The following is a 21942-nucleotide window of genomic DNA, read 5'->3' on the forward strand; positions in this document are numbered from 1 at the left end:
TCCCCGCCTCCGCGAGGACGACAATAGTCGCTTTCTGCTTAATTATTTAGCAACTAACAGCGTAAATTGCTCAGTAGCTTGCTCGGCAAAACCATCTTCTGTCTTGCTAATTAAATACACTGCCAAGTTATTTGCCTTTGCAAATTTAAAGCCTTTTTCAGGTCCCATTACTTCAATCGCCGTTGCTAAGCCATCGGCTGTCATTGATGATGGGTGGACTACAGTAACCGATACCAGTTTATGGTTAATGGGCCAACCAGTATCAGGATCTATAGTGTGAGAATAACGGATACCATTATCTTCAAAATAGTTTCGATAATCTCCAGATGTCGCCACGGCGTTATCGCCGGGCATTATAACCTGTTGTACCGCTCTTGTCCCAGAAATCGGCTTTTCAACTGCAATTCGCCAAGCTTGTTTATTGGCTTTTATACCTTTAACTCGCATTTCACCACCAATATCAACAAGATAATTGTTAATATCATGCTGCTCCAGCAATTCGGCAACTTTATCTACGGCAAAACCTTTGGCTATAGCAGACAGATCAACATAAACGTTAGCATCACTTTTTGATAATAATCGTTTGTCTAGATTTAATTTATCAATACCAATATGCTGCTTGGTTGCAGCAATCAATTCTTGTGAAGGGACCTTCTCAGCGCGCTTTTCAGGGCCAAAACTCCATAAGTTAACCAATGGCCCTACAGTTACGTCGAGAGTGTTATCGGTTAGGTGTGCTAAGCGAATTGATTCTGCTAACACTTGATTTAATTCGACTGAAATTTGACGCGCGTCATTGCCTCGATACTGATTAAATTTAGACAGTTCAGAATTTTTATCATAAGTAGACATTTGTGCGTTGATTTTTTTTAATAAGTTATCAACCTGCTCTGCTAGCTGAATTTTTTCAACCTGATGTTTTTCACCAACTAACTTAACGCTATAAACGATAGGCCCCATGGTATAACCGGTTAATTGTAACTCTTGCAGATCAGTTTCTATATCTTTAACCGGTTCAGAACAACCTGTAATGAACAGCACTGACATAATGATAAGAACATTAGATATTTTTGATAAAAACATAGGTGATAACAGCCTAAATTAAGATAGCAAGTACATTTGCGCGAATTATAAACTAATGGGTTCTGGATTAATATTTTTATATTAACGCTTGAATAGGTTCAACCTAGCTCAGAAAATGGCTACGCCATAACGCGCGAATAAATTCACGCCAACCTAAAAACAAAAAAGACGACCTAAGTCGTCTTTTCATTTTATAACCATAAATTTGAATGGTTAACACTGAGTATTGTCACTAGTTCAAGGCGCTAGCGCGGAGCTTACTTTAGTAAGTGAGCATTACCAACGCTGAAATAGTGTTAATAATCAAGTTAAGCTACAAATTTTAGCCACCAAAGTCATCTAGAAGTATATTTTCATCTTCTACGCCTAAATCCTTAAGCATACCGACAACTGCCGCGTTCATCATTGGTGGACCACACATGTAGTACTCACAATCTTCTGGCGCTTCGTGGTCCTTCAGGTAGTTTTCATAAAGTACATTATGAATGAAACCTGTCATACCATCCCAGTTATCTTCTGGTTGTGGATCAGAAAGTGCCACATGCCAGTCGAAATTATCATTATCAGCGGCTAAGCCGTTGTAATCATCTTCATAGAACATTTCACGCTTAGAACGCGCACCGTACCAGAAGCTCATTTTACGTTTTGATTTAAGACGCTTAAGTTGGTCAAAAATGTGTGAACGCATTGGCGCCATACCAGCACCACCACCGATAAATACCATTTCGTTTTCAGTTTCTTTCGCGAAGAACTCACCAAATGGACCTGAAATAGTTACTTTATCGCCAGCTTTTAAGCTAAAGATGTATGAAGACATTTTACCAGCAGGTAAATGTAAACGTCCTGGAGGCGGCGTAGCAATACGCACGTTAAGCATAATAATGCCTTCTTCTTCCGGGTAGTTCGCCATTGAGTAGGCACGTAATGTGTCTTCTTCAACTTTTGATTCTACATCGAAGAAACCAAAGTGGTTCCAGTCGCCACGATACTGTTCATCAATATCGAAATCTGAGTATTTAACGTGATGCGCAGGCGCTTCAATTTGAATGTAACCACCAGCACGGAACGGTACAGATTCACCATTAGGGATTTGCAGCTTAAGTTCTTTGATGAACGTTGCTTTGTTATCGTTAGAGATAACTTCACATTCCCATTGTTGAACACCGAAGATTTCATCTTCAAGTTCAATCTCCATGTCTTGTTTTACAGCAACTTGACATGCTAAGCGACAGCCTTCTTTCGCTTCACGCTTGGTAATGTGACCTTCTTCAGTAGGAAGGATATCACCACCACCTGAATGCACGTCAACACGACACTGGCCACATGTACCACCGCCACCACAGGCAGACGGTACAAAAATACCTTGGTCAGCTAATGCACCAAGAAGTTTGCCACCCGCAGCAGTGGTAACTGCTTTTTCAGGGTCGCCATTAATCGAAATAGTTACATCACCTTCGGCTACTAATTTAGATTTAGCAAATAAAATCACTAACACTAAAGCAACAACGATAGCGGTAAACATGCCTACGCCGAGAATTATTTCTTGCATAGTATTTTCCTTTGTACTTCGAGTTTAAAAGGCTGAAACAGCCTTTTAAACAACATTAACTTTATAACGAGATACCACCGAAAGATAGAAAGCCAAATGCCATCAATCCTGCGGTAATAAACGTAATACCTAAACCTTTCAAACCTTCTGGTACGTCAGAATATTTCATTTTCTCACGGATACCCGCAAGTAAAACAATCGCTAACGCCCAACCAACTCCTGAGCCAATACCGTAAACAACTGACTCACCTAGTGTTAGGTTTTTCGCTACCATGAAAGATACGGCACCAAAAATTGCACAGTTAACAGTAATAAGCGGTAAGAAAATACCTAAGGCTTGATATAAAGCTGGGAAGAATTTATCAAGAACCATTTCTAAAATTTGAACCAATGCAGCAATTACACCGATAAACGTAATGAAAGAAAGGAAACTTAAATCAATAGATTCTTTTGGATCTGTAATACCCATCATGCTGTCTAATGCACCTGGTGCTAAGATCGCTTGATAGATAATTTGGTTAGCTGGTACCGCAATACCTAGAACCACAATTACCGCAACACCAAGACCCATTGCCGTGCTAACTTTCTTTGAAACCGCCAGGAATGTACACATACCTAGGAAGAAACTTAAGGCGATGTTCTCAATGAAAATAGTTTTAATAAATAAACTTAAATAATGTTCCATCAGATTAATCCTTCTCTACTTGCTCTGGTTTCCACTGGCGAATCGCCCAGATGACTAAACCAATGATGAAGAACGAACTAAATGGTAATACCAACAGACCGTTGGCTTGATACCAACCATCGTTTTGTACTAGTGGTAAAACTTCGATCCCGAAGAAAGTACCAAAACCAAATAACTCACGGAAGAAAGCAACAACCATTAAGATTGCACCGTAACCTAAACCGTTACCGATACCATCCATAAAGCTTACTACTGGCTTTTCTTTCATCGCAAATGCTTCTGCACGGCCCATTACAATACAGTTAGTAATGATTAGACCAACGAATACCGAAAGTTCTTTAGATAACTGGTATGAAAAAGCCTTTAACACTTGGTCAACCACGATAACTAAAGACGCGATAATCGCCATTTGCACGATAATACGTACACTTGAAGGTATATGATTACGAATAATCGAAATAAATAAATTTGAAAACGCTGTTACGATAACAACTGCTAAAGTCATTACTAAAGCGTTTGCCATTGAACTGGTTACCGCTAACGCAGAACAAATACCAAGTACCTGTAATGCAATAGGGTTGTTGTCAACAATTGGTTGCGTTAATACTTTTTTAGTACTTACATCGCTCATTAGTTAAGCCCCTTTTCACGAATGTTAGAGATATAAGGACCGTAGCCTTCTTCACCTAACCAAAAGTGGATTGTTTTCTCAACACCAACACTGGTAAGCGTTGCACCAGATAATGCATCTACGCCGTGCATATCACCTGACTTAGCGCCACCTTTAACGATGCGAATAGCAATATCACCATTGTCGTCATACATTTTTTTGCCTGGCCATAAGGCTTTCCACTTAGGGTTCATTACTTCTGCGCCTAAGCCCGGAGTTTCCTTATGATCTGAGTAAACAACACTTTTAACAGTATTCATATCGGCTTCTAAACCGATGAAACCGTACATAAGATCCCAAAGACCTGAACCAACAATTGGTAAAATTACCGTGTTAACTGAACCAGAGCCATCTGTTACTAAGTATACAACTTGTGTATCTGCACGACGGCTGATACCAGCTATATCATTGTTAGGCTTACTAGATTTTTCTGCATCACGAGCATCACGACGCTCTTCAAACAAATCAGCGTTGCCGTCAATGTAATCACCCGTTGCAACGTCAATCATTTTCGCTGTTACGAACTGATTGTAAGTAGGCACGATACCCTTTTCTTGACCAAGCTCTAACAAGCCAGAGGCTTCTAAAATTTTAGTTTGCTTATCAAGTAATTTGTTCGCTGTTTGTAAAGGCTTTAATTGTACTGCTGAAACAGATACTAAGGCCGCACATACTAAACAAACTACCATTACGAAACCAACGGTTCCGATGAAGCTTTCTTTTTTACTAGACATTACGTGCAAGCCTCCGTTTGATGTTTGACTGAACTACGAAGTAGTCAAATAATGGTGCAAACAAGTTAGCGAATAAAATAGCTAACATCATGCCTTCTGGGAATGCTGGATTAACAACACGTACAAGTACAACCATTACACCAACTAACGCGCCGAAGAAGTACTTACCTGTGTTAGTAAATGACATAGTTACCGGATCGGTTGCCATGAACATCATACCAAAGGCGAAACCACCAACAACTAAGTGCCAGTACCAAGGCATAGCAAACATTGCATTAGTGTCTGAACCGATTGCATTAAATAGGAACGCTGTCGCTACCATGCCTCCGAATACACTAATTACAATACGCCATGAAGCAATACCTTTATAAAGGATATATGCACCACCGAGTAAACAAGCAAATGTTGAAACTTCACCAACTGAGCCTGGGATGAAACCCCAGAAAGCATCCCACCAATCAGCATTGATTGAGTAATCTACAGTGCCAGCTAAAGCAGCGCTTAGAGGCGTAGCACCAGAGAAACCATCGATAGCAACCCATACTGCATCACCTGAAATCTCTGCAGGGTATGCGAAGAATAAGAATGCACGACCCGCTAATGCCGGGTTTAAGAAGTTTTTACCAGTTCCACCAAAGATTTCTTTGGCAATAACTACACCGAAAGTAACACCTAAAGCAGCCTGCCATAAAGGGATAGTTGCCGGTAAAATAAGAGCAAATAGAATTGAAGTTACGAAGAAACCTTCGTTTACTTCGTGCTTGCGCACTGCGGCAAATAATACTTCCCAGAAACCACCAACAATAAATACTGTGGCGTAAATAGGTAGGAAGAAAAATGCACCGTAAAACATCATGCTAAACCAGCCAGAATCAGCAGTTAATTGACCGCCAACCATATGGAATAGACCAACCTGCCAAGAATCAGCTAAAGCATAACCCGCAGATAAAGCATCAACGGCTTGGTAACCGATGTTGTACATACCAAAAAACATAGCAGGGAATACTGCTAACCAAACAGTGATCATAATACGTTTAAGATCAATACTGTCACGGATATGAGTTTTACCCTTGGTTACATAACCAGGAGTAAATAAGCCCGTTGCAACGGCTTCGTATAATGCGAACCATTTCTCGTGCTTACCGCCTTTTTCAAAATGCGGCTCGATATCTTCAATAAACTTTTTCAAGCCCATGTCTAACCTTCCTTTTCAATAGTGGCTAGGCAATCACGAAGGATAACGCCATAATCGGTTTTACCAGGACATACGAATGTACAAAGTGCTAAATCTTCTTCGTCTAGCTCTAATGCACCTAGTTGCTGAGCACCATCGGTGTCACCAGCACACAAGTCACGTAGTAACAAGGTAGGTAAAATATCTAATGGCATTACTCGCTCATAGTTTCCAATAGGAACCATGGCACGAGCTGAACCGTTAGTTGTAGTTGTCATGTTAAATACTTTGCTACGGAAGAAGTGCGAAAGGTATGCACGAGTAACAGAGAACTTATTAGCACCAGGCATCATGTAACCAATGAATTCTTTTTCACGGCCTTCATTCAAGGCAGTTACTTGTACTTGATAACGACCAAGATAAGCATGAACACCTTGTGCTGTAGAGCCTTGTAAAGGAGAGCCAGCAATAACACGTACATCACCACTTGCTAATTCGCCAGCAGTTAATTCAGTTGTACTTGCACCAAGTACAGTACGAACTAAACGAGGGTTGTTCACTGCAGGACCTGCAACTGATACAACACGCTGAGTATCTAACTTACCAGAGGTAAATAAGGTACCAAAAGCGATTACGTCTTGGTAACCAAGGTGCCATACCACTTTATCTGCAGAAACAGGAGATAAGAAATGGATATGTGTACCCACAAGACCTGCAGGATGCTTACCAGCAAATTCATTTACAGTCGCTTTACCGGCAGGAATGTTTGCACCAGGCGCTTTAGAAACAAATACTTTACCTGAAGTTAATTGAGCTAATACAGCTAAACCGTTTTCAAACGCTTCACTTTGCTCATTAATGATAACTTCTGGGTTAGCAGCTAATGGATTAGTATCCATGGCACTAACAAATATGTTTGCCGCAATGCTACCTAAGGCAGGAACCTTGCTATATGGGCGAGTACGTAATGCTGTCCACAAACCAGAATTAACTAGGTTAGCTTCTATATCTTCACGAGATAAAGATGATATTTGATCAGCTGAATATGCGTTGAATGTTTCTTCTTCGCTGCCATTTACTTCAATAACAACAGATTGTAAAACACGCTTTTCACCACGGTTGATTTCTTTTACAACACCGGCTGCTGAGGCTGTGAATTTAACGCCTGGGTTCTTTTTATCTTCAAAAAGAACCTGACCTTTTTTAACGCTGTCACCTGCTTTTACAAACATGGTTGGGCGCATACCCACAAACTCTTCACCTAATGTTGCAACAGTATTGATGGTCGAACCATCATGGATTACTTGCTGGGGAACACCTTTAACAGGAATATCCAGACCTTTTTTTATTGTAATCATAAACACATGCACTACTTTTTGACGGGAGTATTTAAAATTAATAGCCCTAATTATGAGCGGTTATTAATTCAGTGTTTCTTGAATGATAAGCAGCTAATACCAATTTGATTAAATTCACTCCCTTAGAGAGGGAAATTACTTAATCAACCTGATATAAACATCAGCCGTTTACAAACAAGAGCTCTAAGTTAAAATTTCTGGCGCGGATTTTAACATAAATAGCCCTATGATTTCTATGGACAGGTACACATTTAATAACAATTTAACTCAAAATAGTTAAAATTAGCGGTGCAGGTTTATAATAATCAATAAAAACAACGACTAAATCATTCGAAATTGCGACAAAAAATCGCTTACAGGAGGGATAAAAGGGAAAAAACAACCCCTGCAAATGCAGGGGCTCGACTAAAGTTTAATAAATGTAGTTTAATTAAAATTAAACTAAATTATTTATCTCGGCTAATGGGCTAACATCTGCATCGTAATCTACGCCATCAACCTCAAAACCGAAAAGCTTTAAAAACTCGTGATTGTAACCAGTGTAATCAGTAAGCTCATCTATGGTATCAGTATCAACACTGTCCCAGATTGTTTGCACTCTGTCTTGAACATCATCTTCTAGTTCTTTCAGGTTTTGCATTAAACGGTTATGTTCACCAATTGAACGCTCTGTGCTGTAAAGGTTATCGCGGAATAAGCCTTGTATTTGGTGAATAGGATTTTCCTGAGTACCATCTTCTTTCATCACTTTAAACAAGCTTGAAATATATAAAGGCATAATTGGAATGGCTGAGCTTGCTTGCGTAACCACCGCATTAAGTGAGGTTACAAACGCTTCACCATTTAAATGGTTGGTTACTTTGCGAATTTCAGTAGCTGCACGGTCTAAGTCTTCCTTAGCACGACCAATTGTCGCTTTACCGTATAATGGCCAAGTTAATTGCTTACCAATGTAGGTGTAAGCAACGGTTTTAACATTGTCACTCAATACGCCAGCTTCATTAAGAGCATTCATCCAAAGCTCCCAATCTTCGCCGCCCATAACCTTGATAGTTCCAGCGATTTCTTCTTCAGAAGCAGGCTCTACCGCCACTTCTTCAATAACACGCTTAGACGTGTTTAAGCTTTTCGTGGTAAAACCACTACCAATAGGCTTAAGAGCAGATGAATAAACTTCACCAGTATTTGGATCAGTACGACGTGGAGATGCTAATGAATAAACAACTAAGTCAATTTTGCCTAAATCGGCTTTAATAGTCTCAATGGTTTGTGCTTTGATCTCATTAGAAAATGCATCACCATTGATATTTTTAGAGTAAATCCCTGCTTCATCAGCAGCTTTTTGAAATGCGGCAGTGTTATACCAACCAGCTGAACCCGTACGTTTTTCTGAAGGTTCTTTTTCAAAAAACACACCTAATGTGCTTGCACCGTTACCAAAAGTAGCAGTAATTCGAGAGGCAAGACCGTAACCAGTAGATGCACCAATTACCAATACGTTTTTCGGCTTGGTATCGGCTTGAGGCTGCGATTGCACGTAAGCAATTTGTTCATTAACGTGTTGCGCACAACCAACAGGATGAGCATTTGTACAAATAAAACCACGTACTTTTGGCTTGATAACCATAATAAAACCTTAATTATTGTTAATTTATGTTTAGCGACTCAGCTATAGCAAGTTGATTGTTATAACAAATCGCTTTAGAAAAAGTTAATTGACGCTATTGTAGCAACTTTTAGCTGTAATGAGGTCAGAGCAGCCAATTATTTCAATATTTTTTACGCTTTTATAAAACCAAGCTTGAACAGCACTATTTATTGTCTATTTTCAAGATAAGCTTGTTCTGTGATTTTATGATAAGCACTTATATCATCATAAAATGCTTTATATGATGTCCAAACTTCAGCAACTGATGGTTCATTAGCAGCCATTTCTTCAATAACCAGTGCGGTGGTTGCCTTTAATTTTTGCATTACTTCAGGCGGGAATGTTCGAACCTGAACACCGTGCTTTTCTTTTAATGTTTTCAATGCAGAGCTGTTTCTTGCGGTATATTCACTTAACATATCATCATTTACAGCACGTGTTGCTACTGTGACGATTTCTTGTAAATCTAGTGGCAGCTTAGCAAATGCTTTTTCATTAATTAAAAACTCTAGCGTTGCCGTTGGTTCTTGCCAACCCGATGAGTAGTAATACTTTGCTGCTTTATAAAAACCAAATGATAAATCATTATAAGGCCCTACCCACTCAGATGCATCTAGTGCGCCGCTTTGTAATGATGAAAATATTTCACCACCAGGCATATTAATGGGTACAGCTCCTGCTCGGCTCATTACTTCGCCGCCAATCCCACCAATGCGCATTTTAAGGCCACTTAAGTCGTCAATAGAATTAATTTCTTTGTTAAACCAACCGGCAAATTGTAAACCTGAATTACCGCCAACCATAGGGATAATGCCAAATGGCTTATACAGTTTTTGCCAAAGCTCTAAGCCACCACCGTATTGGAGCCAAGCATTGGTTTCTGTAGCATTCATGCCAAACGGTACAGCGGCAAAAAATGATGCTGCTGGTATTTTACCTTTCCAGTAATATGCACCACTATGCCCCATTTCTGCAGTACCCGCAGAAACAGTATCGAACACTTCAAAGCCAGGAACTAACTCACCTGCGCCGTATACTTTTATTTTTAAGCGCCCGCCACTCATTTTTTCAACATACTTAGCAAATGTTTCAGGACCTCGACCTAAACCGGGAAAATTTTTCGGCCATGAGGTTACCAACTTCCATTCAAAGGTTTGCTGCTTAACTATTTGAGCATTGTCTGAGTTTTGCTGCTTTTCACCACAAGCTGTTAATAACAGTGAAGTTAGTAAAATTGAGCTTAGTTTAATAATTGATTTCATTATGAGTTATTAATCCATTTATATTTTTTTGTTTTTAAGTTAATAGTTAACCATATATTTTATGCGGTAGCCAAGTAACTAATTCTGGCCAAACTGCTAAGGCGACTAACAGTATAATTTGCATAAAGATAAAAGGAATAACCCCTTTATAAATTTTTATCGTTTGAATCGATTTATCAGCTACGCCGCGTAGATAAAACAACGCAAAGCCAAATGGCGGCGTTAAAAATGATGTTTGTAAATTTACTGCGATCATAATACCAAGCCAAATCGGATTAATGTCCATCATAAACAGAATTGGTGCAATAATTGGTACTACAACAAAGGTGATCTCAATAAAATCAAGTATAAAACCAAGTAGGAAAATCACCAACATTACCAACAATGTCGCTGTTATTGCGCCACCAGGTAATTGACTAAAGAAATCTTGGATCAATTCTTCGCCACCAAGTCCCCTAAATACTAATGAAAATAAACTTGCACCAATTAAAATCAAAAACACCATAGAAGTCACTTTAACAGTACTATCCATGACTATTTTCAGGTTGGTTAAATTTAATTGACCATTAAGCGCAGCAAGAATTAGTGCGCCGAAAGCACCAACACCAGCAGCCTCAGTAGGTGTAGCAAAACCGGCTAAAATAGAGCCTAAAACTACCACCATCAAGGTTAGTGGCGGGAACAGTGACTTAAACAGCATAGCAATACTGATTGAGGGGTGGTCATCATAATTTACCGGAGGCACTTTGTCAGGGTTCATTACCGCCATATAAATCGAATAGCTGATGTACAAAGCAACTAAGATCAAGCCTGGAATTACAGCGCCAGCAAATAAATCCCCGACACTAATCGTATCCGGATTGTAATTGCCTAACTTCAATTGCGCTAACTGATAAGAGTTTGACAATACATCACCGAGTAACACTAAGGCGATTGAAGGCGGAATAATTTGCCCTAGCGTACCAGTGGCACAAATGATCCCTGTGGCAAAGGATTGATCGTAACCACGCTTGATCATAGTAGGTAAAGATAACAGGCCCATAGTGACTACAGTTGCACCAACAATACCGGTACTCGCGGCAAGAAGCATTCCTACAATAGTCACCGAGATGGCCAAGCCACCACGAAATCGTCCAAACAACTGTGCCATGGTTGATAATAAATCTTCGGCTATTTTTGCCCGCTCTAATACACAGCCCATAAACACAAACAGGGGCACGGCAAGTAATGTTTGATTACTTAAAATTCCATAATAGCGTGATGGCAAAGCGGATAAAAATGAGCTGTCAAAATACCCCATAAGGTTAGCAATACCGGCAAAAACAAGCGCGGTACCCGCCAAAGAGAAAGCAACCGGGTAGCCCAGTAATAATACCAAACATATGCAAACAAACATTAATAAAGATAAATATTCCATTATTTATCTCCTGCTAACTTCTGGTTTTCACCTTTAAGTAACAGAATATTACGAGCTATTTCGCTTAAGCCTTGGAAGGTTAACGTGATAACCAACAATAAGATCAGGCTCTTATTAAGATAAACGGCGGGAATGCCGCCAGGCTCTTTTGATTTTTCTAAAATATCCCATGACATTAAAACGTAATCGATACTGATATAAAAAATAAAAATACAAACCGGCATTAATAGCAATAAGGTACCAAAGAGATTAACCAGGGCTTTTTGTTTAATAGAAAATTTGTTGTAAAAAATATCGACCCTTACATGACCATCGTGTTTTAAGGTATAAGCAGCACCTAACATAAACACCGCACCATGGGCATAAAGAACAGCTTCTTGCATTGCGATCCAGCCGATATTGAAACCATAACGCAATAACACAATGGTAAAAGTTAACACTACAATCAATAGAGTTAACCAAGCGATGGTCTTGCCAAGAGTTTCGGAAACAGCGTCAGCTATTGAAATAAACCGACGTAAAAAGGAGGTGAACATTAATTCCTCAAAATTCATATTTTTATTATTGTTTATAAATAACAGAAAATGAATACCAACTCCATTATTTTGTGTCTATTTTTGAGTGAGGAAAAACGGATAAATACAAGGCATAAAATTTCATAAGTAGTTATTATACTTAAGTATTTTATAACGCAGTAGTTATTTGTTTTAACCAGTCAAAATAATCAGACAATTGATGGATATGGTATAATCACCTAGGTAATATCAAATAGCGTTAAATTAAACTTAGTTGCTGTTATTTACCACCGCCCATACAATTTGGCGACTTGGGAATTTCACCGTTATTCATAGTTTGCCATTGTTCAGAAGTATAAGTATGCATTGCTAAAGCATGGATATGGTTTTCTAATTCTTCAGCTAATGCTGCATTTACTTGTCGATGACGTCCAATTAACCGTTGACCATCAAATTTATCACTTACGATCACTACCTTAAAGTGAGATTCACTGCCTTCTGGCACATTATGCATAAAACTTTCATTATTTACTTCAAGGTATATCGGGTTAAATGCGGCTAATAATTTTTGTTCTATGATAGCGGCTATGGTCATGATGATTCCAAATTGTGTATGTTACGAAAAGTAAGGTTCACTCGCCCTTGTAATGGTTTGGTTGATTTAGGCAAGGCATGCTGCCAGTTTTGTTGTAAATCACCTTGCATCACTAACAAGCTTCCCGATTGTAGAGTTAAATTAATTTTTTCGCCACTGCATTTATGTTTTACACAAAACTTTCGCTCTTGGCCAAACGATAGTGACGCAATAGTTGGCTGCAAGCCTAGCTGTTTTTCATTATCACTATGCCAGCCCATAGAATCGTTATTGTCACGATAATAGTTTGCCAAAACAGAATTAAAGTGAGTATTTAATTGTTTTTGGCAGTGTTCTTTAATTGTTAACAGTGTTTCATGCCAAGGTAAGGGAGTTAATGGTAGTCCAGAATATTTGTATTTGGCATCGGCATCACCATACCAAGCCTGTAACCTTGGAATAGTTACCTGTTTACCAAACATTTTTATTTGCTCTTGGCGCCACTCTAGTTGTTCAACACACGCGCTATAGAACTCATTAGCCTGTTGGTTTGAATAAAAACCGGGCCAATATAATAGGTCTCCCTGACAGTAACTTTCTGGCGGTGTGTCATTTTTGTGAAACAATTTCATCAACCTTTTACAAACTTTCTCTATGATCACTAAATTTATAGGTATAATAGCGCCACTTATTACTATTGAAAATAATTTATGTTAAGCCCTTTCTTTAAAAACGACCAGCCTATTCACTTGGAGCGTTTTCCTGTTGCGCAAGTTAATCGAAGCTTACAAGCATGGGATTCTGCAGATGAATATATCATTGATTATTTGCAAGAAAACAATTTATTAAACGAGAATAAAAATATTGTCATTTTTAATGATAGTTTTGGTGCATTAACGGTTAATTTATTTCAGCATAACCTGCAACTTATACACGACTCTTATATTTCCCAGCAAGGCATAAAATATAATCTTGATAGCAATTATATTGACCTGGATAACATCAGCTTTGTTGACAGTTTAACAAGAATCGACACTCCTGTAGATATTGTTATTTTAAAACTACCAAAAAGTAAGGCGTATTTAGAATATCAATTACAACAAATACAACAATGTGCAAATAACGATACATTAATAATTGCCGCAGCTCGTGCTAAAGACATTCACACTTCAACACTAAACCTTTTTGAAAAACATCTTGGTGAAACTAAAACATCATTGGCAGTAAAAAAATCTCGATTAATTTTTTCAAAATTAGATAAATCTAAAAAAACAGCATTACCCAAACCTAAAGTTTGGCCGTTAGAGAAAACTGACTTTACCATATCCAATTTAGCCAATGTATTTTCTCGCGACAGTTTGGATATAGGTGGCCGCAATTTAATTGAAAATCTACCAACCGTAAATGGTGCTATTAACGTTGCCGATTTAGGTTGTGGTAATGGGGTAATTGGGCTTGCTATGCTGGCTAAAAACCCAGAAATAAATCTGCATTTTTATGATGAATCATTCATGGCTATACAATCTACTAAAGACAATATTATCAACAACTTACCAAACAAAGAAAGTCAATGCCACTTTTACGTCAATGATTGTTTAACTGATGTTGAATCAAGCAGTTTTAATTTAGTGTTATGCAACCCGCCTTTTCATCAACAAGCAGCTGTTACTGACCATATCGCCTGGCAAATGTTTAAACAGAGCTATAATGCTTTGAAAAAAGGCGGGGAATTAAGGATAATAGGCAACAGGCAACTTGCATATCACATTAAATTACAACGTTTATTTGGAAATTGTGAGACAATTGCTAGTAATTCCAAGTTTGTCATTTTATCAGCGAAGAAGTAATAAAAATTGAAATTTATCCCTGTTGTTTTATCACTATTATTAGTTATAAGTTGTGCCAATGAGCCAACGGCTATTACATTAAACCCTACTGTGACCAATAAGACAGGTCAAATTTATAAAAACTTAACCGCCCAAATTTCGGTAAACGATTTGCGTTCTGCCGCACATATTGTTGAGTTATTGAGCGCAGAAGATCCATCAACATTAATTGGTACAACAAGCTCATTGAAAGATGTATTGGTCGCAAAGTTTACTAGCGAGATGACGTCACAAGGTTTAAATGTTGCTGATAACTCTGACCTTCAAGTCGAATTTAATGTTGAACGAGCGCGTACATATGTAAATCAAGATGTTTTAGATTACCGCGCAAACACCATCATAAAATTAAAAGTAAAAGTTGAAAACCCAGTACAGACTTTATCGAAAACATTCACTCTTAGAGCTACGACTCGCGGTGCATTAACCGCTGACATTGACGAATTACAGCGTGATTTCAATGTTCAACTTGCTAAACTTATTTTGCAAGTTTTGGAAGATCAACAATTACAAAACTTTATTAAGGGATAACCCAAATGCGTTTATTAGCCAGCTTGTTTTTATGTTTAATTACCTTGTCTAGCCATGCAGCAAAAAAACAAAAAATAATTGATGCTAATAACTTATATCCGCAAATTAAAATGGAAACTTCTCATGGTTTGATAATTGTTGAACTTGATCGAGTAAAAGCGCCAATCGCGGTGAACAATTTCCTCTTTTATGTAATTTCAGGGGAATATAACAATACAATTTTCCATCGAGTAATAAGTGATTTTGTTGTACAAGGCGGTGGCTATGACGCGAACTTTATTCCCAAAAGAGAACATGACACTATATTTAATGAATCGGGTAATGGTTTGAAAAATACTTTTGGCTCTATTGCTATGGCGCGCCAACATGATCCACACAGCTCTATCAGACAGTTTTATTTTAATGTAGGTGAAAATACTAGCCTAGATCCTGGCCGTTCTTGGGGTTATACTGTGTTTGGCTCGGTAACATTTGGCGAAGAAGTGTTAGAGAAAATGGCGGCGAGTGAAACTGATTTTCATGAAGGGCAAGGTTGGCCAGACGTTCCTCTAAAGCCAATAATATTAATCAAAGCGACATTGCTACCTGAAGATTACCTTCATCTAGAAATGCCATAAATTCAACTAAATCTGCCGAACCAACTAGCTTTTTTAGTAATTGTCAGATTGTGGATGATTAATTAAACGACTTTTAACATTAATATATTCGCAATATAAAAACTTCTCATCTAGGCTTTAGGGTAACTCGCAAATTTGAGTTGTGTAGATGTTTAACTTAGGTGAGTAATTTGCATATCGAAATTTTCATAAATGACAAAATATCACAGTTAATGTATTTTCTTGAGGCCCTCCTCAAGAGCTCTGTTCATCATACTGAAGTAGAAAGTTTTATCTGGGACTGCTTTGAAGAGTGGGGACAATTAAATGTTACCGACGAAACGCCTGGCAGTACAAGAGAAAGAGTATTTTGGCATCTCATTCATGAGTTAAAGTTAGGTTCTATTAACAATTTAGAAGACGATGACGCATTAACCGAAGAAATCACTACCTGTTTAGAATTTCTAAAAGGCCATGGCGCTTATCCAATTCACTGTGTTGGCTGGCGACCTGTCGATTAATTAACTAATCAGACTCCCCTTCTATTATTTGCTTCTTTTTTTATCGAGCATTTGTTAGCCTTAAGTCTGTAATAAATAAAAATATTTAGGCTTTTTCCAATGTCTTCCCTTACGCCTGCAACTCAAACACCGACAATTAAAGACGCTATTTTAAATAAGCGCATGCTTATTTGTATATTTACCGGCTTTAGTTCTGGTTTGCCGCTGTTTTTCCTCTATCAATTAGTACCAGGCTGGCTACGTAGCGAAGGGGTGAGCCTTGCTGAAATTGGTTTATTTTCATTAATTGGCATTCCTTATGTATGGAAATTTTTATGGTCTCCAGCAATGGACCGGTATTCCTTTCCTTTTTTGGGTCGCCGTCGTGGCTGGATGCTGTTTACGCAGGTATGTTTATTAATATCTATTGCTAGTTTTGGTTACGTTAACCCAACAATGTCTATTTGGACTGTTGCTTATTTAGCCGCTGCTGTAGCATTTTTCAGTGCCAGCCAAGATATTGTACTCGATGCTTACCGACGTGAATTATTGCCAGATCATGAATTAGGCATAGGCAATTCGATTCACGTACAAGCATACCGATTATCAGGATTAGTGCCTGGTTCGTTAGGATTCATTTTAGCTGATCATATACCTTGGCAAATGGTTTTCTTTATCGTTTCGGCATTTATGCTGGCAGGTATTATCATGACTCTTTGTGTCAGTGAAGCAAGACGAGAAGCTAACGCACCACAAACGCTAAAACAAGCGGTTGTTTTGCCATTTAAAGACTTTATCAATAGAGAAGGAATTAAGTCTGCGTTAATGATTTTGTCATTCTTATTTTTATATAAGCTTGGTGACAACATGGCAACGGCCCTGCAAACCCCGTTTTTCATTGATTTAGGATTTAGCAATACTGAAATTGGCGTAGTTGCCAAAACAGCTTCTTTAATTGCCATGACCATAGGCTTAGCTGTTGGCGGCATTATTATGATCAAACTCAGCATAAACCGAGCTCTATGGCTGTTTGGTTTTGTACAAATCATTTCAATACTCGGCTTTGCCGCATTAGCCGAAATAGGTCACAATACTTACGCTTTAGCTTTTGCTATGGGCTTTGAATATTTAGGTGTAGGTTTAGGCACCGCAGCATTTACCGCGTTTATCGCTAAAACAACTAATCCAACATTTGCTGCAACTCAATTTGCATTGTTTACCGCACTTACAGCTTTACCAAGGACATTTGCCAATGCATCTACCGGCTTTATTGTTGAACAGATGGGATGGACATCATTTTTCTTTTTATGTACTGCTCTGGCAATCCCTGGAATGTTAATGCTTTTTAAAGTAGCACCATGGAACCCAAAAGATTAAATGAATAAATCAAGCTGTGCTATGCTATTTACATATAATAAATTAAAACAACTACTTAAGGCTTTTTAAAATATGATCCGTTTGTTTTTCTTAATCCCGATAATCATGAGCTTAGTATGGTTATGGTACCTAAAAAAGCATAATTACACATTAAAGCAAGGCCTAATAGGTTTTGGCTATATCATTGCATTTAATTTGATCATTGTCGGTTTCTTTACCTTAATGATTTACCTCACCCAATAATCTCTTCAGTTTACCAAAGCATAAAACGCCTCTGTTTGCATCAACAATGACTATACTGTAAGCTGCGCCGGCTTACAGGCTGAACTTACTGTGAACACACATTCTATTTAACCAAGAGATTTTTCTATGAGCTTTGACTCTTTGGGCTTATCAGCCCCAATTTTATCTGCAGTTGCCAAACAAGGTTACGACACTCCATCTCCAATTCAAGAACAAGCAATCCCAGCGGTGCTTGCCGGTAAAGATGTAATGGCTGCGGCGCAAACGGGTACAGGTAAAACAGCAGGGTTTACGTTGCCTATTTTAGAAAGGTTGTCGAAGGGTGAAAAGGTAAAGCCGAATCATATTAGAACCTTGATACTAACACCAACACGTGAACTTGCCGCTCAAGTCGGTGATAGTGTTGCAACCTATGGTAAGAACTTAGGATTAAGCTCTTATATTATTTTTGGTGGTGTAAAGGCAAACCCACAAATGATGCGTCTACGCGGCGGCATTGATATTTTAGTCGCCACCCCCGGGCGTTTAATGGACTTGTATCAACAAAATGCTGTTAAGTTTAATCAAGTAGAAATTTTAGTGTTAGATGAAGCCGATAGAATGCTTGATATGGGCTTTATTCGCGACATCAAAAAAATTATTGCCCTGTTGCCGAAAAAGCGACAAAACCTATTATTCTCCGCAACCTTCTCTGATGAAATTCGCGAATTGGCCAAAGGTTTAGTAAATAGCCCGGTTGAAATCTCAGTTACGCCGCGCAATGCAACAGCGGCAACAGTTGAGCAGCTTGTTTATACAACAGATAAAAACAAAAAAGCACGCTTGCTATCTTATTTAATAGGCCATAATCGTTGGGAACAAGTGTTAGTGTTTACAAAAACCAAACACGGAGCCAATAAACTTACCAAACACCTTGAAGCAGATGGCATTAAAGCATTGGCAATTCATGGCAATAAAAGCCAAGGCGCAAGAACAAAAGCACTGGCGCAATTTAAAGAAGGTGCAATAAGAGTTTTAGTTGCAACCGATATAGCCGCTCGTGGTATAGATATTGATCAATTACCACAAGTTGTTAATTTTGAATTGCCACATGTCGCTGAAGATTATGTGCACCGCATCGGTCGTACAGGTAGAGCAGGCAGTACAGGCCATGCTATTTCATTAGTCTGTGCTGACGAGTTTAAATTACTCGTTGCCATTGAACGCTTAACACAAAAGTTGTTAGAGCGTAATGAAGTTGATGGGTTTCAAGCAGCTAACCCAGTGCCAGCTTCAAAAGATGTTCGTCCATTTAAAGCGAAAAAACCGAAAAAGCCAAGAACTGAACATCAAGATGGGCAACGTAGCGGCGATAACGCCAGAGGGCACAAGCCAACAGGAAAAAACAAACGACACACTAGCCAAGACAATCCTTATGCTAAAAACACCAGCGGTGGTAACGGTAAACCAACAGGAAATCGCAGACCTAAACCAGCAGGTGGCTCTAAACCAAGTGGTGGTAACAGAGGCAGAAGAACAGCAGGTTGATAAAAAGTAGGGTCAGAGTCAGGTTATTTAAAAATAACCTGACACTGACCCTACTTTTTTGGCTTCATTATTTATCGGACCAAACGGCTAGTTCATTGCCATTTGGGTCGGTAAAATGAAAACGGCGGCCACCAGGAAATGCAAAAATAGGTTTAACAATAATACCTTGGTTATTTAAAACTTTCGCAGCACTCTCTTCTAAGTACTTACTGTAAAGTACAATTAACGCCCCGCCCTGCTCATAACTACTATGATTATCCGCTTGATAAAAGCCGCCATTAATCACCCCGTCATTGAAGGCACAATACTCGTCGCCGTAATCAACAAATTTCCAGTTAAAGGTGTCTTGATAAAAACGTTTAATGGCATTTAAATTTTTTGCAGGAAGCTCTAAATAATTAATCTTTTCATGACCATCCATAATATTCTCTCTTGTAACTAAAAGTAAACGCCTACTTGAACTTAATTTTAACCGGAAAATAGCATACGTCCATATTGCCATTACCTTTGTACTGATAAAAGTCATTGTCCAACTTGCGCCGCTTCTCTATTCTTTGTTTAAATGCCGGTGTTGCGGTGTTTTCAATAAAGACGCTTTGCTGTTTTTCTAAATCGAGGCTTGAGCCTAAATAAGCTTTTACAATGTGACTTGCTTTATTGGTATCTTTGAACACTCCACCTGCATCTTTAGGGCCACGTTTGACTTGATAAAAGTGCTCCCAACCGACAATAATACGGCCAAATACACTCATATTGCGATCCAGATGTCTTGGTGGAGTACCAAACATAATGGCAAAATCGGTTGTACCTGAATTAGGGTGAAGTCCTCTGGCTAAGTTAATTGCGCCTGGGCAATGGATCAACCATTCCTTACCTTCGGTAACTGAACGGCCCACGGCAAAACCATTAATAAAGCCCGTTTGCTCCGCAAATAAATCATTTTGCTGTACTAAACTAAAGGGCGTTTGTGTATGTATATCTCGTTCAAACTCTGCTTTTATGCTTCGTTTTACATTACTTGCCTTTTGATTACTTTTATCTCCACCTTGCACCACAAAGTTCTCAATTACACGATATAACGGCAAACCATCATAAAAGCCTTCATTAACTAAATCCTGAATGTATTTAGTGTGCTTTGGCGCAAAAAAATCAGCAAGTAAGATAGTTACAGTGCCGGTATCCAACTCAAGATAGATTAAATTTTGTTGTTCTACTTGCTTCCAAGGTTTATTGCTTGCTTGTTCATTAGGAATACTTTCAGCCACATCTGGTTTGTTGCCATTATTTGTTTGTTCATCGTTATTACAAGCAGAGACATTTAACCAAAGGCAGCTAATGACAGCGAGTTTGTAATATTTTCTTATTGTTTTAAATCGCATAATTAAGAGTTGTCCATAAAAAAGCCGGAGTAAATTATTGAAATAATTTACTCCGGCCTAGTCTTGATAGCAACAGCTAGCAAGTTATCTTTTTTTGTAGTAATTAACCAACCAATGCCAATAATACACCTGCAGCAACTGCAGATCCAAGTACACCGGCAACGTTTGGCCCCATTGCATGCATTAACAGGAAGTTATGCGGGTTAGCTTCAAGCCCTACCTTATTAACCACACGAGCAGCCATAGGAACGGCAGAAACACCTGCTGCGCCAACTAATGGGTTAATAGGGTCTTTAGATAGCTTGCCTAATAGTTTAGCCATTAAAACTCCTGCTGCCGTGCCGATAGAGAATGCAACAGCACCAAGTGCCAATATACCTAAGGTTTCAACATTTAAGAACGCTTCTGCGCTCAACTTTGAGCCAACACCTAAACCAAGGAAAATGGTTACAATGTTGATTAATTCATTTTGTGCTGTTGAGCTTAATCGATCAACCACACCACATTCACGCATCAAGTTACCTAAACAGAACATACCAACCAGTGGCGTTGCTGCGGGTAAGAAGAATATGGTCGCCAACAATACCGCTAGTGGGAAGATCATTTTTTCAATCTTAGTCACATGGCGTAATTGTTTCATTTCAATTTTGCGTTCTTCTTCATTTGTTAACGCTTTCATAATTGGCGGCTGGATAATTGGCACCAGTGCCATATATGAATATGCAGCAACAGCAATTGCACCTAGCAACTCAGGCGCTAGCTTAGAGGCTAAGAAAATAGCAGTAGGACCATCTGCACCGCCGATTATAGCAATAGCAGATGCATCTTTAAGACTAAAATCAAAGCCAGGTATTGCGTTTAAAGCAATCGCACCAAACAAAGTAGCGAAAATACCAAACTGGGCTGCAGCGCCTAAAAACAACATTCTTGGGTTAGCAATCAACGCACCAAAGTCAGTCATTGCTCCTACGCCCATAAAAATCAATAACGGGAAGATCCCGGTATCAATACCAGCGTAGTAGATGTAATGTAACAAACCGCCAACTTCACTAAAACCGGCAACTGGAATGTTTGTTAAAATGGCACCAAATCCAATTGGTAATAATAATAGTGGTTCAAAACCTTTAGCAATTGCTAAATATAATAAACCTAAACCTACCAACATCATGATCACTTGGCCAAATTCAAAATTTGCCAGACCGGTAGATAACCAAAGGGTGTATAGAGACTCCATGAG

Annotated in this window: 22 protein-coding genes; 6 read left to right on the forward strand and 16 right to left on the reverse strand. The window is 38.7% G+C overall.

Annotated elements, in window-relative coordinates; all coding sequences use genetic code 11:
• Positions 1–42 precede the first annotated feature (42 nt).
• The 13 genes from RI844_RS07885 to RI844_RS07945 all read right to left on the reverse strand — a co-directional run bounded on the left by RI844_RS07885 (position 43) and on the right by RI844_RS07945 (position 13301).
• Complete coding sequence (locus RI844_RS07885) at positions 43–1083, reverse strand: FAD:protein FMN transferase (protein ID WP_348397900.1); 1041 nt, start codon at positions 1081–1083, stop codon at positions 43–45.
• Positions 1084–1405: 322 nt separating this feature from the next.
• Positions 1406–2632 (reverse strand): NADH:ubiquinone reductase (Na(+)-transporting) subunit F, encoded by a 1227-nt coding sequence (nqrF, locus tag RI844_RS07890; protein WP_348397901.1) that lies wholly within the window; start codon positions 2630–2632, stop codon positions 1406–1408.
• Positions 2633–2693: 61 nt separating this feature from the next.
• On the reverse strand, positions 2694–3317 hold the full coding sequence (gene nqrE, locus RI844_RS07895; RefSeq protein WP_348397902.1) for an NADH:ubiquinone reductase (Na(+)-transporting) subunit E: 624 nt from the start codon (positions 3315–3317) through the stop codon (positions 2694–2696).
• A 4-nt stretch (positions 3318–3321) separates the two neighbouring features.
• Positions 3322–3948 carry an NADH:ubiquinone reductase (Na(+)-transporting) subunit D gene (locus RI844_RS07900; RefSeq protein ID WP_348397903.1) on the reverse strand — a complete coding sequence of 209 codons (627 nt, stop codon included), beginning with the start codon at positions 3946–3948 and terminating at the stop codon, positions 3322–3324.
• A complete protein-coding gene (locus RI844_RS07905; protein WP_348397904.1) occupies positions 3948–4721 on the reverse strand; it encodes a Na(+)-translocating NADH-quinone reductase subunit C in 774 nt (257 codons plus the stop codon). The genes RI844_RS07900 and RI844_RS07905 overlap by 1 nt, the downstream gene beginning before the upstream one ends.
• Positions 4714–5916, reverse strand: a complete 1203-nt coding sequence (locus RI844_RS07910; RefSeq protein WP_348397905.1) for an NADH:ubiquinone reductase (Na(+)-transporting) subunit B — start codon at positions 5914–5916, stop codon at positions 4714–4716. Before RI844_RS07910 ends, RI844_RS07905 begins: the two co-directional genes overlap by 8 nt.
• Positions 5917–5918: 2 nt before the next feature.
• Positions 5919–7253 (reverse strand): Na(+)-translocating NADH-quinone reductase subunit A, encoded by a 1335-nt coding sequence (locus RI844_RS07915; RefSeq protein ID WP_348397906.1) that lies wholly within the window; start codon positions 7251–7253, stop codon positions 5919–5921.
• A gap of 436 nt (positions 7254–7689) precedes the next feature.
• On the reverse strand, positions 7690–8880 hold the full coding sequence (fabV, locus tag RI844_RS07920) for an enoyl-ACP reductase FabV (protein WP_348397907.1): 1191 nt from the start codon (positions 8878–8880) through the stop codon (positions 7690–7692).
• Positions 8881–9068: 188 nt separating this feature from the next.
• Positions 9069–10163 (reverse strand): TRAP transporter substrate-binding protein, encoded by a 1095-nt coding sequence (locus RI844_RS07925; RefSeq protein ID WP_348397908.1) that lies wholly within the window; start codon positions 10161–10163, stop codon positions 9069–9071.
• Positions 10164–10209: 46 nt separating this feature from the next.
• Positions 10210–11580, reverse strand: a complete 1371-nt coding sequence (locus RI844_RS07930) for a TRAP transporter large permease (protein WP_348397909.1) — start codon at positions 11578–11580, stop codon at positions 10210–10212.
• Positions 11580–12116 (reverse strand): TRAP transporter small permease subunit, encoded by a 537-nt coding sequence (locus RI844_RS07935; protein WP_348397910.1) that lies wholly within the window; start codon positions 12114–12116, stop codon positions 11580–11582. The genes RI844_RS07930 and RI844_RS07935 overlap by 1 nt, the downstream gene beginning before the upstream one ends.
• Before the next feature lie 259 nt (positions 12117–12375).
• Entirely contained in the window at positions 12376–12690 is a 315-nt protein-coding gene (gene bolA, locus RI844_RS07940) for a transcriptional regulator BolA (RefSeq protein ID WP_348397911.1), read from the reverse strand.
• A complete protein-coding gene (locus tag RI844_RS07945; protein WP_348397912.1) occupies positions 12687–13301 on the reverse strand; it encodes an alpha-ketoglutarate-dependent dioxygenase AlkB family protein in 615 nt (204 codons plus the stop codon). Before RI844_RS07945 ends, bolA begins: the two co-directional genes overlap by 4 nt.
• A gap of 78 nt (positions 13302–13379) precedes the next feature.
• Between RI844_RS07945 and RI844_RS07950 the strand changes: the two genes are divergently transcribed.
• The 6 genes from RI844_RS07950 to RI844_RS07975 all read left to right on the forward strand — a co-directional run bounded on the left by RI844_RS07950 (position 13380) and on the right by RI844_RS07975 (position 19326).
• Entirely contained in the window at positions 13380–14516 is a 1137-nt protein-coding gene (locus RI844_RS07950) for a methyltransferase (protein ID WP_348397913.1), read from the forward strand.
• Between the two features lie 6 nt (positions 14517–14522).
• The gene (locus RI844_RS07955; RefSeq protein WP_348397914.1) at positions 14523–15083 is read left to right on the forward strand and encodes a YajG family lipoprotein; all 561 of its coding nucleotides are present in this window, start codon (positions 14523–14525) and stop codon (positions 15081–15083) included.
• A gap of 5 nt (positions 15084–15088) precedes the next feature.
• The gene (locus RI844_RS07960) at positions 15089–15700 is read left to right on the forward strand and encodes a peptidylprolyl isomerase (RefSeq protein ID WP_348397915.1); all 612 of its coding nucleotides are present in this window, start codon (positions 15089–15091) and stop codon (positions 15698–15700) included.
• A 170-nt stretch (positions 15701–15870) separates the two neighbouring features.
• Positions 15871–16200 (forward strand): hypothetical protein, encoded by a 330-nt coding sequence (locus tag RI844_RS07965; RefSeq protein ID WP_348397916.1) that lies wholly within the window; start codon positions 15871–15873, stop codon positions 16198–16200.
• A gap of 99 nt (positions 16201–16299) precedes the next feature.
• Positions 16300–17556: an AmpG family muropeptide MFS transporter gene (locus RI844_RS07970; protein ID WP_348397917.1), complete on the forward strand. Its 1257-nt coding sequence runs from the start codon at positions 16300–16302 to the stop codon at positions 17554–17556.
• 369 nt (positions 17557–17925) lie between these two features.
• Positions 17926–19326 carry a DEAD/DEAH box helicase gene (locus RI844_RS07975; protein WP_348397918.1) on the forward strand — a complete coding sequence of 467 codons (1401 nt, stop codon included), beginning with the start codon at positions 17926–17928 and terminating at the stop codon, positions 19324–19326.
• 67 nt (positions 19327–19393) lie between these two features.
• On the opposite strand, the gene RI844_RS07980 is transcribed toward RI844_RS07975, so the two are convergent.
• The 3 genes from RI844_RS07980 to RI844_RS07990 all read right to left on the reverse strand — a co-directional run bounded on the left by RI844_RS07980 (position 19394) and on the right by RI844_RS07990 (position 21939).
• Positions 19394–19747: a VOC family protein gene (locus tag RI844_RS07980; protein ID WP_348397919.1), complete on the reverse strand. Its 354-nt coding sequence runs from the start codon at positions 19745–19747 to the stop codon at positions 19394–19396.
• Between the two features lie 31 nt (positions 19748–19778).
• On the reverse strand, positions 19779–20705 hold the full coding sequence (locus RI844_RS07985) for a peptidylprolyl isomerase (RefSeq protein ID WP_348397920.1): 927 nt from the start codon (positions 20703–20705) through the stop codon (positions 19779–19781).
• A gap of 103 nt (positions 20706–20808) precedes the next feature.
• On the reverse strand, positions 20809–21939 hold the full coding sequence (locus RI844_RS07990; RefSeq protein WP_348397921.1) for a sodium ion-translocating decarboxylase subunit beta: 1131 nt from the start codon (positions 21937–21939) through the stop codon (positions 20809–20811).
• Between the last annotated feature and the right edge of the window lie 3 nt (positions 21940–21942).

Source organism: Thalassotalea fonticola (assembly GCF_032911225.1).
Lineage (GTDB): Bacteria > Pseudomonadota > Gammaproteobacteria > Enterobacterales > Alteromonadaceae > Thalassotalea_A > Thalassotalea_A fonticola.